The organism is Streptomyces siamensis (genome assembly GCF_039543605.1).
Lineage (GTDB): Bacteria > Actinomycetota > Actinomycetes > Streptomycetales > Streptomycetaceae > Streptomyces > Streptomyces siamensis.
Genome location: NZ_BAABKB010000030.1, coordinates 283,115 through 299,576 on the forward strand (window position 1 = coordinate 283,115; position 16,462 = coordinate 299,576).

Consider the following 16,462-nt stretch of genomic DNA (forward strand, 5'->3'; position numbering starts at 1 on the left):
AAGCGGTCGGTGACCTTCCTGACGGGCGCGAGCGGCAATGTCTGCCGAAGGCGGGGCTGGATGAACGGCGCGTCGCACCGGATTCGGCGGCCGGGATTCCGATGTGTGCCGTTATGCCCGGACGCTCGCGGTCGTGTCGGGGGCTGTTGTATAACCGGGCCGCAATCGAGCTCTCCCTCCCTGCCGAAGGGTCACTCCGTGCTGCCCGGAACACGTCCTCGCCCAGGAACGCGACGCGCGGTCGCCGTGCTGTCGGTGGCGGCCGCGACCGCGGTCGCCGTCTCCGGATGCTCGCCGCACGGCGGCGGGAAGCGGAAGTCGGCGGGCGAGCGCACCGCCTCCTCGCGGACGACGCGGGCCGAGGACGGGCCGACGGCCACATCACGCCCCGGTGCCGGGCGCGGGCCGGCGCCGGAGCCGAGGACCGCGGAACAGTTCACCGCCAGGGCCCGGCAGGCCATGGCGGCCGAGAAGGGGTGGACGTTCGCCCTGCGCGGCAGCGAGACGCTCCTCATGCAGGGGCAGCGGCCCTCCACCGCCACGTACACGGCGACGGCCGACCGCACCACGAACCCCACCGCGCTCCGGCAGGACGGCCTGATCACCACCAGCAAGGAGGTGCGCAAGCCCGAGCTGGTCTACGTGGTCGGCGGCACCGGCTACGTCAAGGAGGGCGCCGAGGCGTGGAAGCAGGGGCCGCTGTCCGACCCCGACATCGCCGACGACGTCGAGGATCCCGTGGCCGAGCTGGAGGCGTTCGGCGCGTACGCCAAGAGCGCGAAGGTGCAGCGGACGGGCGCCGGCGGCCGTGACGTGCGCCTCCAGGTCTCCGCCGCGGGCTGGTCGTTGCCGGCCGCCCGCCGCCGTCCCGCGCTGAAGCGGGCGGTCCGGGAGATGGAACCCGCGCTGGCCCAACTGCGGGACGCCGGGGTGACGGCGCCCGACGGCAGCATCGTGCTCAAGAGCTTCACCGAGACATGGAACCTGGACGCGGCGCACGGATACCGGCTCGTCTCGCACCGTTACGCGTACACGTTCCTCGTCCCGTACCGCGGCGGAGACATCACGGTGAGCCAGGAGGTACGGGCCGACAACCACGGCGTGTTCACCGGCAGGGTGACGCTGCCCGCCGACGCCGGCCGATGACTTTCTCCCGGAGCCCCGGGCGGCGGGAGGGCGGCGCCGAGAACTCCGGATCCTGTGTCCGACTGTGTGAGCGAGCATGGAGGGGAGCGGCCCGATGAACGGCACGCAGATCATCGAAGTCGTGTACGGCGAGGGGTGGGACTTCGGGCGCGGGGTCGTGCTCGGGCCGATCGGCGCCGAGGCGGCCGCGGCCCGTGACGCCGCGGGGGAGCCGTACGCGGTGGTGCTGAGGCAGGCCGACAGTCTCGGGGCGATCGTCGCGCACGTGGACTGGTCGCACCACTACCTCGGCCTCTGGGTGTCCGACCTGCACGGGCGGCGGTTCATGGAGGTGGACCTGCGGCGGCTCGCGGCGGACCGGCTCTTCCTCACCTGCCGGCGCGGCTGGGCGTACCCCGACGAGGGGAGCCCGGAATTCGCGGCGGACGCGGGGCGCGTGACGATCGAGCTGCGGCCGGACGGGCGGGGGACCCAGATCGTCGAACCGCAGGGCGACAAGGGCGGCTCGCGATACACGACCGCGGACGTCCCCGAGGAACAACGCTGGTTCCCCGTGCCGGAGTTCGGACAGTGGAAGGCGCTGCTCGCGCCGCTCGGCGGCGATCACGCGCCCGGCTGCGAACTGCGGGAGACCGTGACGGTCGCCCGGACCGGCGAGTCCGGCGGTCCGAACTGGCGGGCGCCGCGGGGGATGCGGCCCGGGCACCTGAACGAGCTGTTCACGCCCGGCGCCCGCTTCTCGACGGACCGGCAGGAGTACACCGTCTGGGAACCGATCCCGGCCGGGACGCTGCGGCTGCCCAGCGGGCGGCTGGTGGCCCGCGACCCCACGTACGGGGAGTGCGAGCAGGACGCCGGATTCACGGTGACGGTGGCGCCCGGCGACTATCCGGTGCAGCTCGCCTCCGCGGGGTACACGGCCGAGCACGAGGGCCGGACGCTGATCCTCGACGAGTACACCGCGGCCCGCGTCCTCGTGTCCGAACGCCCGGCGGTGCGATGGGAGTTGGCGCTGCTCCCCGGACAGGACGAACGGCTCCTGCGGGACGGGCAGTTCTACGGCTTCGGCGTGGACGCCGGCACCGGCGCCTTCGCCGACGCGAGCACGGCCGCGGACCTCGGCCGCAGGTTCTGGGACGGCCAGGTGTCGGGCGTGCTGACGGAGGACGACCACGGCATCGCGGTCGTGGACGACACGGCCACCGGCACCAACCTGATCGCCTACCCGAGCGGCCGGGGCGACGGCGCCTATCCGGTGTGGATCGGCCGGGACACCGACGGCGAGGTCGCCTGCTTCGTGGCGGACATGCTGATCCTGACCGGGGCGGAGCCGCTGCCGCGGGGAGCGGGAGAGGACCGGTCCACGAAATAGCCGGGTACGGCCCGTGGGAGGCCCGGCCCGGGAGGTCCGTCGGTGCGGGTGCTTCGGACGCTTGAGCCGGCCGAATAGTTGTATGAGGACGGGACTTTCCTCGCATGACCTTTGTCACTGCCGCCGCACGTGATGTTCGCGGCGTGCCTTCCGCTTGGTCTGGTGACCGGGGGAGTGGCGCGCTCGTGCGCGGTGGAGTGAGGAGCGGGAGCCATGGAGGAGCGGGGGCCGGCCGAGTTGCGGATGCGTCGGCACGCGGAGCGGTTCGTGCGGCAGGCCACGGCGCGGAACCGGCTGCCGCTGGACTACTCCGTCAACAGTCTGCGCGTCGTCGACTTCATCCTGGACGGACTGCGCAAGGGCGGGTCCGATCGGGCCGCCGTCCAGCAGGTGCTGTTCGGGATCGGCGCCTACACCGGCGAGGTCCTGGTGCGGCGGGCCGGGGCGCGCTGGGTCGAGCTCGACGCAGGGCAGCGCGAGCTGTTCGGCCAGCCCTGCGGCGTGCGGATGCCCGACGGGAGGGTCTGGAATCCGCTGGGAAAGGTCGTCAAGCGGTTCGAGGTCGGGGAGCGGGAGTCCGTGCGGACGTTCTATCTCCAGCTGCACGGACGAGTGCCGCAGGTCAGGGCCGCGGTCGGCGGTGGCAGGCGGTCCAGGTGAAGGGGGAGTGCCCACCGTGCAGGAGCGGCGTCAGGGGGACGTGGGACGTGTGGGGTTCCTGACAGGCTGTGACATTTCTGTGCCGCCTGACGCAGAGGGGCGTGGAAGCGTGCACGCGGCTGACCGTGTCGCACGGCGTGAATCCGGACGATCTCGGTACAAAACGAGGACTGTGTTGGGTCAAGGAGGGGAACCCCGCCGCGTGCAGGCACGCGACGCGGAGCTGGGCGCGGCCGTCGCGCGGGCGCAGGAGGGGGACGAGGCGGCCTTCGCGGTGGCCTACCGAATCGTGCAGCCCGGACTGCTCGGGTACCTGCGCGGGATCGTCGGCGAGGACGCGGAGGACGTGGCGTCCGACGCCTGGCTGGAGATCGCGCGGGACCTCGGACGCTTCCGGGGCGACGGGGCGGGCTTCCGCGGCTGGACCGCGACCATCGGCCGGCACCGCGCACTGGACCATCTGCGCCGGCTCAAGGTGCGGCCGCGGGCGACCGCCCTGGAACAGGACCTGCTCGAACTGCCCGGCGCGCACAACACCCACGACCAGGCGCTGGAGTCCCTCTCCACACAGGACGCCCTGCGCATGGTGGCGGGACTGCCGCGCGACCAGGCGGAGGCGGTCCTCCTGCGCGTGGTCGTCGGACTCGACGGGCCGGCCGCCGCGCGGGTCCTGGGCAAGCGGCCGGGCGCGGTACGCACCGCGGCCCACCGCGGCCTCAAACGCCTGGCGCAGCAGCTCGGCGTCGGCGGTGTGACGGATGAAGGCCCCAGAACGCTGGGGGAGTCGAGATGAACGGCAAGAAGTCCAACAAGGTGTCGGGCAGGGATGGATCCGGACATGGGTGAACGACACGGTCACGGCGGCTCGTCCGACCGTCGGGTCGCGCACCCGGGCGAAGCGGGCCGGCCCGACCTCGGCGCGCTCCTCGCCTCCGCCGTGCGGGCGGAGACCGTCGACGCCGAGGACGAGGCCCGTGCCGTCGCCGCCTTCCGCGCCGCCCGGGACGAAGGCGCGCTCGCCGCGCGGACCCGGCGCCGCGACGACTGGCGGCCGCGGGAGCGGCGGCGGCCGATCCGTTCGCTGAAGGCCATGTGTGCCGTGCTGCTGGCCAGTCTGACGCTGGGCGGGGTCGCGGTCGCGGCGATCGGCTCGGTGTCCGACGAGGACGGCGACGACCAGGGCAGGGCCACGGCGCGGCCGTCGAGGAGTGTTCCGGACCGTCGCGCCGCCGAGTCCGTCCCGCAGGAGTCGCCCACCTCCGCCGCCCCGGACCCCTCCGGGCGGGGCCGTGCGTCCGCCCACCCGACGCAGGCCCAGGACACCGTCGCCCATTGCCGCGCCTACGACTCGGTGAAGGACCGGGGCCAGGCCCTGAACTCGACGGCCTGGCAGCGTCTCGTCACCGCCGCCGGGGGTGAGGACAAGGTCGCGGCGTACTGCGCCGAGCAGTTGGCCGACGCGCCCAGGACCGGGAACGGGGCCGGGGCCGGGAACGGGAACACCAAGCAGCCGGGCGCCACGCAGGGGCCGGCCTCGCCCGCGACCGCGTCGCCGACGAAACCGGCGAAGTCCAACGGCAAGCCGTAGCACCGTTCGCGAGCGTTCCCCCGCCCGACCGGTCAGGCCGACTCGAGCAGGGTCGTATAGGCCCCTTCGGCAGCCCGGCCCTGCGCCGTACCGGGCGGAGTGTGGGCGAGGAACTCGCCCGTCGATCCGCTCTGCACGAGACGTCCGCCGACCAGAACGGACACGTGATCGGCCTCTTCGGCGAGGTCGGTCACGTCGTGCGTGGACAGCAGGATGCGGACCTCGTCCTTGACCGCGGCAAGGAGGTCGCGGAAGACCCGTCGCTGACGTGGGTCCATGCCGGCCGTGGGTTCATCGAGGAGGAGCACACGTGCCTCGTGGACCAGGGCACAGGCCACACCCACACGCCTCAGCTGGCCGCCCGAGAGCCGGCTGGTGCGGGTGTCGGCGTGCTTCGACATCTCGACGCGGGACAGCGCGCGAGGAGCGTTGTCCCAGGCATCGGCCCTGCTCATTCCCTTCAGCCAGCCCACGTAAGCGACGTACTCCCGTGCCGTCAGTGAGGGCAGGGGGGTGATGTTCTGCGGCATCCAGGCCACCGTCCGCCGGTACTCCTTGCTCTTCGCGTCAAGCCCGTCCCACGTCACGGTTCCCCGCTGGGGCGCGGTGACGGCGGCAGCCAGCTGCAACATCGTGGACTTGCCCGCCCCGTTCGGTCCGAGAAGGATGGTCAGGCCGTCCGGAAGGCGGTAGTCGAAGTCCTTCAGCACGGCAGCCCGCCGCCGGCCGTAGGCGAAGGTGCAGGAATCGAGAACGAGGGTCATGCGGCTCTCCGTGCGAAGCGGTTCGGTGAAAGGAGGTGGGCACCAACGCCGGTGGTGAGCATCAAGAGGGCTCCCACGGAGGCGTACCAGGTGCCAGGCGGTTCGAGGAGTACGGTCCACGGGTAGGCGTCGCCGGCTGCCCGCATGCCGAAAAGTACGCCGATCAGCGGCCACAGTGCGGGGACGAGGACTGCGGATCTCCCGAAGAGAGCTCCGCACAACAGGGTGAGGCCGGCGAGGAAGGCCGTGTTGCGGCCCAGTGTCTCGGCCGATGCGGCCCCGGTGACCGTGGCGATCACCTCGCCCACGACCAGCGCGAGTGCCACCACGCCGAGTGCGAGCAGGACGTCGAAGAACCTGACGGGTCGGATCCCGGTGGTCTCGGCGGCGTCCAGCCGCGTGTGCAGACAGTCGAAGAGGACCGAGGTCAGCACGAGCGGAACTAGCGTGACGGCCTGCACGATCTCGGAGCCGCCGGACCAGATGGACGGCAGGAAGAGGGGGGTGTCCTGAACGATCGCCGCCAGAAGCGTGAACATCAGGAAACCCAGGGGCAGCCGAGTGTGGGCGCGACGGGCGCGCAGCCACCACATCACGTTGTCTTCCCGTCTTCCTGGCAGGCCTCCGCCACGGTCTTCTCGTACCAGTCCATTTGTCGCGCCCTGCTCGACCGCAGAACCTCTCCTACCCGGTCCTGAATACGGCTGCGTTCCTGAGACGTGAAATCGGGTTCGGAGCTGAGCCGCTTCAAGTAGGTCTCCCCCTGGCCGACTTGGGAGGACACCCAGTAGTACACAAGGCGGGCGGGAGCGGTGGCGGGAGGGGCGCATGCGAAACGCACCACTTCGCGGGCGATCTGGTAACGAACGGTGCCGGTCGCCTCGCCGAAGACGAGTGGCACGGTCCAGTCGCTCTTCGTGGACGGTTCGGGATACCGGAGGCTGAGAGAGGTGTCTGTGATGGAAGTCGGCTCGGCAGGCAGACCGGCTCGACGCAGGGCTTCCAGCGTCGCCTTCGCTTCCTCGGCGAGAGCGGAGATGCGCTCGGCGCGCGCCTCGGGCAGACAGATGCGGGGGGACTGCCCGGCACAGGCCAGGGTGCCGTGACCGGTGCTCCGTGGGCCTATGTAACTCCAGTCGCCGACCAAGGAGAACGATCCGAACGCGCAGGCGAGGACGAGTGCTCCCGCGACGGCTCCTCGTAGCGCGCGAGAAACAGGTGCCCAGAGCAGCGCCATGGCGCAGGCGGAGCCGACGGCCAGCAGGAGCGGAGCCGCGAAGGCGGCGGGAGTGGGCAGTTCGCCGAACATCATCTTGCCGGCGAAGAGGCCGCTGAGATGCCGGGGCCACGGCGTCGACAGTCCGGTGGACCAGCCGACGGCCAGGAAGTCGGTGACCGCGACGACGGGCACTACGGAGATGTGCCGAATGGCGGCTCCGGCGGCGAATCCGAGGATCCCGTGGGCGACGCAGAGCACCAGTCCGAAGGCCAGCAGAGTGAGGCCGGGCAGGTCGGGCGCAACCTGCCTTTGGACAAGGGCACACAGCATGGGAAGGATGAGGAGCAACCAGGCCAGTGCGACAACGGGAGCCAGCTGCTGCGCGGCGATGGTGTAGCGCGATCGCACCGCCCCCAGCTTCCAGATCTCGGAGGCCCCCAGCTTCCGCGCCTCCCACGCGGCGAGACCCGAGGCAATCGCGAAGGCCACGGGCAGCAGGTTGCGCAGCACCGCGTCGACCACGGTGGCGGAGTAGCCCAGCGGATCGACGCGAAGATCGTCACCGAGATCGGTGGCGTAGTAGGCGAACACGAGAAGCAGGGCGACAGGGGCGACCCTCAGCGCACTGCTGGACCGGATGAGTATGAGGGGTTTCACTTCTTGACTTCCTGGAGTGGTCCGAACAAAGGGGCGTGGTGCCTCGCCGTCGGCGAGACACCACGCTGCAGATCACTGATCAGGCGTCTTCGAGAGTGGTGTCGACTCCCGCGTAGGTCGCCCACAGCAGGCAGCACGCGTTGCTCCCGCCACCGACGTTGTCGAGCTGGAAGAAGTAGTCCGACTCCTCGGGCAGACCGGTGTACTCGCCCCGGCTCGCGTAGGTCGAGCCGTTGAAACAGTTGGTGAAGGTCTTCTCGCCGTAGAAGTCGTTGGACGACAGAGCGTCGTAGTCCCACAACTCGACACCGGTGGTGTCCTTGCCGCCCTGCACGGTGCAGCCCTTGAAAATGATCTCCGAGTAGCTCTGGTCCGCCCAGTAGCGGGACTGTCCGTTGGAGCCTCCACCGTCCGTCCACGAGTTGATGGTGCTCGACCAGTTGGCCCAGGCGCCGGAGGACATCGCAAGGACGAAGGCTGACGCCATCGCGACCACGGTGGACACACGCTTGGAAGATCTGCCCGACATGGGGGAACTCCTCATCTCTCACCCGGTGCGGCCCCCCCCGGGGCCTGTCCACATCGGGCGAGGCGTGGAAGGTAGCGAACAGTTGATCTTGGAGTCAATGAAAAGTAAACAGTGAGTGTTTTCCTCGTCAGCCCGGTCGGTCGATACGGCTGTAAGCCGGACATAGGCGTGCCCTGCACGGCAGTTGAGGGGGTGTCAGGGGCGCCCGGCGGTCGGCGTTCGGCCGCCGCCCGTGGGTGGCCCGGCACGGCAGGCGTCGAGCCGAAGGGGCCCGCGAGCCGGAGTCCGGCACGGCTCGGCGCATCGGGGCGGCTCGCCGCATCGGGCCGAGGGAGGCTCGCGTGAGGCGTCTGACCGATGGGTCACGTGTCGGTCGCATCGGCCGGCGACGCGGCGCGTCGTCCGAGGCCGGAACGAGATGCCACGGAGACGGCCGGGGCCGCCACCCCCCACAGGAGAGGCCCCGGCCGTCGCGCGGCACGGGCCGCGCGGCGGCCCGTACTCTCTACAGCGCCGCGGCTGCGTTTTGTGTCACACCTCTCTGCGTCACGACTTAGTTGCATGCTGTACGAACATGGACGGGCAGCGGTTTCACGCCGTAACGTGCCTTTCGCGCCGGAGTGCGGGGGACGACAGGCCGCCGCAGCCGACCGCGGTCCTGGAGCCGCGGCTGACGAACGACGACCACGACGGCGAGAACCCGGTCCGCGAGAGCGGTGCCGGCTTAGGCGCAAGAGAGGCGCGGTGCTGGGGGACGACGCGGAGCTGACCGCCGCGGTGCTTGCTGCACAGGACGGGGACGAGACCGCGTTCCGGACTGTGTACCGCACGGTGCACCCACGGCTGCTCGGATATGTACGGACGCTGGTCGGTGAGGCGGACGCGGAGGACGTCACGTCCGAGGCCTGGTTGCAGATCGCGCGCGACCTGGAGCGGTTCAGCGGCGATGCCGACCGGTTCCGCGGGTGGGCCGCCCGTATCGCCCGCAACCGGGCGCTCGACCATGTACGGATGCGCGGGCGGCGGCCCGCGATAGGCGGCGACGAGACCGAACTGACCGGCAGGGCCGCCGAGTCCGACACCGCGGGCGAGGCCATCGAGGCCCTCGCCACCGACAGCACCCTGTCGCTGATAGCCCAGCTCCCGCAGGACCAGGCGGAGGCCGTCGTCCTGCGCGTCGTCGTCGGCCTGGACGCCAAGTCCGCCGCGGAGACCCTCGGCAAGCGCCCCGGCGCGGTCCGCACGGCGGCGCACCGCGGCCTGAAGCGGCTCGCGGAGCTGCTCGGCGGCGACGCGGACACCGGCGGCGGACTCGGCGCCGTTCCCCCACAAAGAGGATCGCGCACACGCGCGGTGACGTCCGCGGGTGTGACGCATACGCGTCCGCGGACGCAGAAGGACATGTGATGGCCGACGAGCAGTACAGGTGGCTGGACCGCGAAGCGGCGGAGCGATTGCTGCGCGGTGAGCCGCTGGAAGCCGTCGACGCCGACTCCCGGGCCCAGGCGGAACGGCTCGCCGACGCGCTCGGAGGGCTGTCTGCGGGATCCGCGCCGAACGGCAGTGAACTCCCGGGCGAGGAAGCCGCGTTGGCCGCCTTCCGCAAGGCGCGTACCAGCGGAGAGGGTGAGGCCGTGCAGCTCGGCCGCCGTGCCCTCGCCCGTCCCGGGGCCCATGCGGCGGACGCCGGACTCGTACGGATCGGGCGGCCCGGCGCGGGCCGCCGCGGGGTTCGCCGGGGCCGTCCCGTGCGGGTCGGGCTCGCCGCGGCGCTGGCCGCGGGGATGATCGGCGGGGTCGCCGTGGCGGCCGGGACCGGCGTCCTGCCGACTCCGTTCCGTGACGACAAGCCCGCTCCGGCCGCCTCGGTCACCGCGGCCCGCACACCGGAACAGCCGCTCGTCTCGCCGTCACCGACGACTCCCGGGGGCTCCGTGACGCCGACGCCCGACGGCACCACGAACGGCCCCTCCGGACGCGGACCGGCCTCGCCGGACGACCGCACGGACGACGACGCCACCCCGGGAACCCGGCCGGGCTCCAAGGGCAAGGAGGACTCCGACCGCACGCGCGAGTGGTGGAGGCGTACGCGGTTGTCCTGCCGCGACATCCTGGCCGGCAAGGACCTCGACGCGGGACGCCGGCGCGGCCTGGAGGACGCGGCGGGCGGCAGCGGACGGGTGAGGACCTACTGCGCCGGCCTGCTGAACCGGCTCGACGACCGCTCCGACCGCGACGAGGGCGACGGCAAGGGCTCCGGCCGTGACGACCGGGGAGACCAGGGGGACCAGGGCGACCAGGGCGGTGACGGCGACAGCCACCACATACTGCCCGGTGACGGCCACCACAACGGCGTCATCGGCACGCCGTCGCCCTCGTACTCCGCGCTGAGCCCGCTGCTGCCGCGGACGTCATTGCCGTCGTCGCCGTCCTCGACGGCGACGCGGAGCGCCCTCGCGTCGCTCCTCACCGCCCACTGAAAGCACCGCGGGCACCCCGCCGCGGTGCCCGGGTCCTCGGGGCGTCGCCGCACCCGGCGCGAGGGCACCGCCTCTGACCTGCGGTTTCGTACTTCTTTCAACTTTCTTCGGTCCGGGTGTGACGTTTTCGGCCGCCGCGACGCAGTAATGGGTGAGCCGACTGGTCATCGGCCGTAGCACGGAGCCGGGGTTCCCCCCGTACCCACGGCTCTGTGCACCTGGCGCGGGCGGGACACGTTCCCCCGGTCCCGCCCGCGCCCCACACCCTCTCCCGCGCCCCCGGCGCTCACCAGTACACGACGACCTTGTCGCCGTTGCGGACCTGTGCGAACAGGGCGGCGATCCTCCCCTCGTCCCGGACGTTGACGCAGCCGTGCGAAGCGCCGTAGTAGCCGCGGGCCGCGAAGTCCGAGGAGTAGTGGACCGCCTGGCCCCCGCTGAAGAACATCGCGTACGGCATGGACGTGTGGTAGATCGTCGACACGTGGTACCGCGACTTGAAATAGACGCTGAACACACCCTCGCGGGTCGGCGTGTACTGCGAACCGAACCGCACGTCCATCGACGAGACCGTCTTCCCGTCGACCATCCAGCGCAGCGTCCGGCTCGTCTTGCTGATGCACAGCACCCGGCCCGTCATGCAGCGCGGATCCGGCTTCGCGGCCGGCTGACCGCCGTACGGGTACAGCTCCCAGGACGCCGGCTCGTGCGTCATCTTCCGCAACCGCTGCCAGGTGACCGTGTCCAGCTCACCGGTGCGCGGCAGACCCCGCTTGCCCTGGAAGCCCTTGACGGCCTTCACCGTCGGGGAGTCGTACCTCCCCGTCGGCGGGGTGATGAGCCAGGCGACCTGGTGCAGCCGGGCCTGGAGCTCGCGGACGTCGCGGCCCTTGTCGCCCCGGGACCACAGGACCTTCGGGGCGGCGGAGCCCGGCTTGTCGCCGGGCTTCCCGCTCTCCTTGCCGTCCTCGGACGCCGACGGGCCGTCGCTGCCGCCGCGCACGGGTGGCGGCTGCTTCCCGTGGGCGTCCACGGCCTGCGCCGTGCAGCCGCTCAGCACGATCAGGGCCGCGAGGGCGGCCAGCGATCTCCCCATGCCCGTCGTACTCATTCGGACCCCCCGTTTCGCCGTTGTGTCACCTGAGATGCTCCCCGCGCGTGACCGGTTGCGAACTAGACGGCATGGTGGAGAGCGAGAAGTCGAAAGGCAACGAAACGAACCGCGGGACAGGTCCGTGAACCGGTCTGTGAGGAAGGTCCCAGCGTGGGGCACTCCACCGGGCGCACGGCCGCCGCTACAGTCCGTCGCGAGGGTCGGGTCTTACCAGTAAGTAGCTTCAGCGGGAGGCACAGCACATGGCGCGCGAATCCGAGTCCGGTCTGCCCATCGAGCCGGTGTACGGGCCGGAGACCCTGGAGGGCTGGGACCCGTCCGAGAGGCTGGGCGCGCCGGGTTCGTACCCCTTCACCCGCGGTGTGTATCCGTCGATGTACACCGGCCGCCCGTGGACGATGCGGCAGTACGCCGGCTTCGGCACGGCCGTGGAGTCCAACGCCCGCTACAAGCAGCTGATCGCCAACGGCACCATGGGCCTGTCGGTCGCCTTCGACCTGCCCACCCAGATGGGCCACGACTCGGACGCGGCCATCGCGCACGGTGAGGTCGGCAAGGTCGGCGTCGCCATCGACTCGATCGACGACATGCGCGTGCTGTTCGGCGGGATCCCGCTGGACAAGGTCTCCACGTCGATGACCATCAACGCGCCCGCGTCGCTGCTCCTGCTGATGTACCAGCTGGTCGGCGAGGAGCAGGGCGTGCCGGCCGACCAGCTGACGGGCACGATCCAGAACGACGTGCTCAAGGAGTACATCGCACGGGGCACGTACATCTTCCCGCCGAAGCCCTCGCTGCGTCTGATCGCGGACATCTTCAAGTACTGCAAGGCCGAGATCCCGAAGTGGAACACCATCTCGATCTCGGGCTACCACATGGCGGAGGCGGGTGCCTCGCCCGCGCAGGAGATCGCGTTCACGCTCGCGGACGGCATCGAGTACGTCCGCACGGCGGTCGCCGCCGGCATGGACGTGGACGACTTCGCCCCCCGCCTCTCCTTCTTCTTCGTCGCCCGCACGACGATTCTCGAAGAGGTCGCCAAGTTCCGTGCCGCGCGCAGGATCTGGGCCCGGGTCATGCGGGACGAGTTCGGCGCCAAGAACCCGAAGTCCCTCATGCTGCGCTTCCACACGCAGACCGCCGGCGTGCAGCTGACCGCGCAGCAGCCGGAGGTGAACCTGGTCCGCGTCGCCGTCCAGGGGCTGGCCGCCGTCCTCGGCGGCACGCAGTCCCTGCACACCAACTCCTTCGACGAGGCGATCGCGCTCCCCACCGACAAGTCCGCGCGCCTGGCGCTGCGCACCCAGCAGGTGCTGGCGTACGAGACGGACGTCACCGCCACCGTGGACCCCTTCGCGGGCTCGTACGTCATCGAGAAGATGACCGACGAGGTCGAGGCGGCGGCCGTCGAACTCATGGGCAAGGTCGAGGACCTGGGCGGCGCGGTCAACGCCATCGAGCACGGCTTCCAGAAGAACGAGATCGAGCGCTCGGCGTACCGGATCGCGCAGGAGACCGACTCGGGCGAGCGGGTCGTCGTCGGCGTCAACCGCTACACGATCGACGTCGAGGAGCCCTACGAGCCGCTCCGCGTCGACCCGGCGATCGAGGCCCAGCAGGCCGAGCGCCTCGCCAAGCTGCGCGCCGAGCGCGACCAGGCCGCGGTGGACGCCGCCCTCGCCGACCTCAAGAAGGCGGCCGAGGGCACGGACAACGTCCTCTACCCGATGAAGGACGCCCTCCGTGCCCGCGCCACGGTCGGCGAGGTCTGCAACGCGCTGCGCGAGGTCTGGGGCACGTACGTGCCGTCCGACGCCTTCTGAGCCTCCGGGGCCCGCTGAGCGGGAGTTTCACCGGAACCCGCCGACGGGTCGGTGCGTCCAAGAAGGACTACCGGCCCGTCGTTCGGGAGGCGCAGATGGATCTACCGAGGAGGCCGCGCCGTCGCGCGGAACTGCCGAAGCCGCGGATCGAGCTGTCCCGTCCGGGGGTGACCGACCTGCCCGGGCTCACTGTCGACGTTCCCGTGTACGTCAACGAGACGCGGGTCCTGCTTCATGCGGAGAAGGTGATCGCGCGGATGACGCCGCCGCTGACACTGGAGGACGTCAACAGGGAGACCGCGCATCTCGCCATCACGTTCCACACGATCAGGGCGGGCGAGGACGCGGTCGTCGTTCTCACCCGCCCCCTGAATCCCGGCGGCGGTGCGGAGCCACTCGTCCCGCCCGCACCGTCCGGCCAGGCGCGGACCCAGCCGGTGTACGACGCGGCCTCGGCCCTCCTCACGGCGGCACACGGGGACGTGGACGCCGCCTTCCTGCAGGCCGTCCACGCCCGACTCAAGAGCGACGACGGCCTGGCGGCCGGGGCGGCTCGATGTGTGATCGGCGGCGTCCTCATCCACATGATGCCCACCTCAGTGATCGGGAAGACCGTCACGATGCTGACGGACGCGGTCCGTGGCATGCGTGAGAAGGCCGAGAGGCAGAAGGAGCTGGAGGATCTGGAGGCGGCCAAGGACTTCGCTCAGATCCAGGCGATCAATGCGGGCATCCGCCACCCCGAGCTCGACGAACTCCTCCCCGACTTCTCGAGCGTCGGTCTTCCGACGGATGCGCCCGGCGGCCCTCGCTCCTCGCTCGACATCATCGAGGAGGACGGTCTCGACGACGGTCTCGACAGGGGTCTGGATCTCGGCTGGTGATCCGCCCCTGCTCCGTGGACCGCCCCGTCTCACCGGGCGAAACCCGTGGGTGGAGTGTCGTGCGCGCGTGCGACACTCCACCTCATGCTTGGTGTCATTGATCTGCCCACCTATCTGGCGGGCCTCGTGCTGATCGTGCTGCTGCCCGGTCCGAACTCGCTGTACGTGCTCTCGGTCGCGGCCCGCCGGGGCGTCCGTGCCGGTTACACCGCCGCCGCGGGCGTGTGGTGCGGGGACACCGTGCTGATGACGCTGTCGGCGGCGGGCGTCGCGTCGCTGCTGCAGGCGAACGCCGTGCTGTTCGGGATCGTGAAGTACGCGGGCGCCGGCTATCTGACGTGGCTGGCGGTCGGGATGCTGCGGGCCGCCCGGGGGATGTGGCGGACCCGGCGGGAGCGGGTCGTGGAGTCCGGCGAGGCCGTGGAGGCCGCCGGGGAACGTCCGTACCGGCGCGCGCTCGTGATCAGCCTTTTCAACCCGAAGGCGATCCTGTTCTTCGTCGCCTTCTTCGTGCAGTTCGTGGACCCGGGGTACGCCTACCCCGCCCTGTCGTTCGTGGTCCTCGGCGCCTTCGCGCAGCTCGCCAGCTTCCTCTACCTGACGGCGCTGATCTTCAGCGGCACCCGGCTGGCGTCGGCCTTCCGCAGGCGCAAGCGGCTGTCCGCGGGTGCCACGACCGCCGCGGGCGCCCTCTTCCTCGGCTTCGCCGTGAAGCTCACGCTCGCCAGCGCCTGACGCTGCGCCGGGCGCCCGGCCGGCGGTCCGCTCATCGCAGGCCCACGCCGGCCGCGTACGGCGCGAGGCCGTCCGCCGAGGCGCCCGCCCAGCCGACGTAACCGTCCGGGCGGACGAGGAACAGGCCGCGCCCGTAGGCGTCGTGGTCCGCGATCCGGATGGTGCGGACGCCCGAGAGGCGCGGCAGGTCCGCGTCCGTACCGACCGCCAGCAGCGTCCACCGCGGTCCCTGGAAGGCGTCGAAGAGGCGTACGCCGTCGCGGATGCCGTCGGGGGCGCGGTCGCCCGCGTGCAGCACGTCCTCGGCGAGGCCCGTGCGGGTCTCCACCGCGAGTGTGCGCTCGCGGTAGCCGAGCCCGAGCTGCTGGGTGGCCGCCCCGCGCCGGACCTCTCCGCGGTGGACCCGCGTGGACAGGCCGAGCATGTCGGCGGCGTTGGGCAGCCGTTCCTCCTCGTACGAGTCGAGGAGTGCGTCGGGCGCCCCGTCGCGCAGCACCGCGCCGAGCTTCCAGCCCAGGTTGTACGCGTCCTGGATGCTGGTGTTGAGGCCCTGGCCGCCGGCGGGGGAGTGGATGTGCGCGGCGTCCCCGGCGAGGAACACCCGTCCCGCGCGGAAGCGTTCGGCGAGGCCCGTGCGCGGGCGGAAGTCCGAGGCCCAGCGGACCTCGGTCACCGCGTCGGGCGCCAGGTGCGTGCGGGCGACGACGACCTCGCGGATGGCGTCGGGGGACAGGTCGACGTCCGTGCCCTCGGGGAACTGGGCCGTGAGCTGGAAGTCGTCGGTGCCCGCGAGCGGGCAGAGCGCGAGGAACCCCCCGCCCTCCGCGGCCGGCGGGAAGACGTGCCAGTTGTCGCGGTCGAGCCCGCTGACGCGGACGTCGGCCACCAGGGTCGGACTCGGGTCCACGGTCTCGCCCGTCATGCCGATCCCGAGCGCGCGCCGCACCGCGGAACGGCCTCCGTCGGCGGCGACCGCGTACCGCGCACGGACGGGCGGGCCGGCGGTGAAGCGGGCGCTCACCCCGTCCGCGTCCTGGGTGAGCGAGACGAGCTCCCGCTCGAAGGCGACCTCGCCGCCCAGTTCCTCCAGTCGCGCGAAGAGGATCTCCTGCGTGCGCCACTGGGGCACCATCCACGGTGTGCCGTACGGCGCGGTCTCGCTCGCGGGGCTCTCGTCGAACATCCGGTGCTCGGCCTGCCGTTCGCCGTCGCGCCAGATCATCCCGACCGGATAGGGGCCGCCCGCCCGCCGGATCGCGTCGTGCACGCCGAGGTCGTCGAGGACCTCCAGGGTGCGGGGCTGGAGTCCCTTGCCGCGCGAGCCGGGGAAGAGCGCGGCGGAGCGCTCCACCACGAGCGCCGGCACGCCGCGCCGGGCGAGGTCGACGGCGAGGGCGAGTCCGGTGGGGCCGGCCCCCACGACGAGTACGTCCGTACCGACGCGTGCGTCCTCGTCCACGACCATCTCCTTAACGCTGTTAAGTTCCATGG

At 71.5% G+C, this 16,462-nt stretch carries 16 protein-coding genes; 10 read left to right on the plus strand and 6 right to left on the minus strand.

What is annotated here, in order from left to right:
• Positions 1-198 precede the first annotated feature (198 nt).
• The 5 genes from ABEB03_RS32060 (at position 199) to ABEB03_RS32080 (ending at position 4,766) form a co-directional block, all read left to right on the plus strand.
• A complete protein-coding gene (locus ABEB03_RS32060; RefSeq protein ID WP_345656324.1) occupies positions 199-1,146 on the plus strand; it encodes a hypothetical protein in 948 nt (315 codons plus the stop codon).
• A 94-nt stretch (positions 1,147-1,240) separates the two neighbouring features.
• The gene (locus ABEB03_RS32065; RefSeq protein ID WP_345656325.1) at positions 1,241-2,518 is read left to right on the plus strand and encodes a DUF4241 domain-containing protein; all 1,278 of its coding nucleotides are present in this window, start codon (positions 1,241-1,243) and stop codon (positions 2,516-2,518) included.
• A gap of 213 nt (positions 2,519-2,731) precedes the next feature.
• On the plus strand, positions 2,732-3,178 hold the full coding sequence (locus ABEB03_RS32070) for a hypothetical protein (protein WP_345656326.1): 447 nt from the start codon (positions 2,732-2,734) through the stop codon (positions 3,176-3,178).
• 175 nt (positions 3,179-3,353) lie between these two features.
• Positions 3,354-3,971, plus strand: coding sequence for an RNA polymerase sigma factor (locus ABEB03_RS32075; protein WP_345656327.1), 618 nt, complete (start codon positions 3,354-3,356; stop codon positions 3,969-3,971).
• Between the two features lie 45 nt (positions 3,972-4,016).
• Positions 4,017-4,766 carry a hypothetical protein gene (locus ABEB03_RS32080; protein WP_345656328.1) on the plus strand — a complete coding sequence of 250 codons (750 nt, stop codon included), beginning with the start codon at positions 4,017-4,019 and terminating at the stop codon, positions 4,764-4,766.
• A gap of 32 nt (positions 4,767-4,798) precedes the next feature.
• On the opposite strand, the gene ABEB03_RS32085 is transcribed toward ABEB03_RS32080, so the two are convergent.
• The 4 genes from ABEB03_RS32085 to ABEB03_RS32100 form a co-directional block, all read right to left on the minus strand.
• Complete coding sequence (locus ABEB03_RS32085) at positions 4,799-5,530, minus strand: ATP-binding cassette domain-containing protein (RefSeq protein ID WP_345656329.1); 732 nt, start codon at positions 5,528-5,530, stop codon at positions 4,799-4,801.
• Entirely contained in the window at positions 5,527-6,069 is a 543-nt protein-coding gene (locus ABEB03_RS32090) for a hypothetical protein (protein WP_345656330.1), read from the minus strand. The genes ABEB03_RS32085 and ABEB03_RS32090 overlap by 4 nt, the downstream gene beginning before the upstream one ends.
• A 53-nt stretch (positions 6,070-6,122) precedes the next feature.
• The gene (locus tag ABEB03_RS32095) at positions 6,123-7,406 is read right to left on the minus strand and encodes a hypothetical protein (protein ID WP_345656331.1); all 1,284 of its coding nucleotides are present in this window, start codon (positions 7,404-7,406) and stop codon (positions 6,123-6,125) included.
• 79 nt (positions 7,407-7,485) lie between these two features.
• Entirely contained in the window at positions 7,486-7,935 is a 450-nt protein-coding gene (locus ABEB03_RS32100; RefSeq protein WP_345656332.1) for a hypothetical protein, read from the minus strand.
• Positions 7,936-8,679: 744 nt separating this feature from the next.
• Between ABEB03_RS32100 and ABEB03_RS32105 the strand changes: the two genes are divergently transcribed.
• Positions 8,680-9,342, plus strand: coding sequence for an RNA polymerase sigma factor (locus tag ABEB03_RS32105; protein WP_345656333.1), 663 nt, complete (start codon positions 8,680-8,682; stop codon positions 9,340-9,342).
• A complete protein-coding gene (locus ABEB03_RS32110; protein WP_345656334.1) occupies positions 9,342-10,415 on the plus strand; it encodes a hypothetical protein in 1,074 nt (357 codons plus the stop codon). Before ABEB03_RS32105 ends, ABEB03_RS32110 begins: the two co-directional genes overlap by 1 nt.
• 286 nt (positions 10,416-10,701) lie before the next feature.
• Here ABEB03_RS32110 and ABEB03_RS32115 read toward each other — a convergent pair whose 3' ends face one another.
• Entirely contained in the window at positions 10,702-11,511 is an 810-nt protein-coding gene (locus ABEB03_RS32115; RefSeq protein ID WP_345656335.1) for a L,D-transpeptidase family protein, read from the minus strand.
• 260 nt (positions 11,512-11,771) lie between these two features.
• Here ABEB03_RS32115 and ABEB03_RS32120 point away from each other — a divergent pair, with 260 nt between their 5' ends.
• The 3 genes from ABEB03_RS32120 to leuE all read left to right on the plus strand — a co-directional run bounded on the left by ABEB03_RS32120 (position 11,772) and on the right by leuE (position 14,971).
• Complete coding sequence (locus ABEB03_RS32120) at positions 11,772-13,352, plus strand: acyl-CoA mutase large subunit family protein (protein WP_345656336.1); 1,581 nt, start codon at positions 11,772-11,774, stop codon at positions 13,350-13,352.
• A 95-nt stretch (positions 13,353-13,447) separates the two neighbouring features.
• Positions 13,448-14,236 (plus strand): hypothetical protein, encoded by a 789-nt coding sequence (locus ABEB03_RS32125; protein WP_345656337.1) that lies wholly within the window; start codon positions 13,448-13,450, stop codon positions 14,234-14,236.
• A gap of 84 nt (positions 14,237-14,320) precedes the next feature.
• Positions 14,321-14,971 carry a leucine efflux protein LeuE gene (gene leuE / locus ABEB03_RS32130; protein ID WP_345656338.1) on the plus strand — a complete coding sequence of 217 codons (651 nt, stop codon included), beginning with the start codon at positions 14,321-14,323 and terminating at the stop codon, positions 14,969-14,971.
• Between the two features lie 31 nt (positions 14,972-15,002).
• Here leuE and ABEB03_RS32135 read toward each other — a convergent pair whose 3' ends face one another.
• The gene (locus ABEB03_RS32135; protein WP_459115355.1) at positions 15,003-16,436 is read right to left on the minus strand and encodes an FAD-dependent monooxygenase; all 1,434 of its coding nucleotides are present in this window, start codon (positions 16,434-16,436) and stop codon (positions 15,003-15,005) included.
• Between the last annotated feature and the right edge of the window lie 26 nt (positions 16,437-16,462).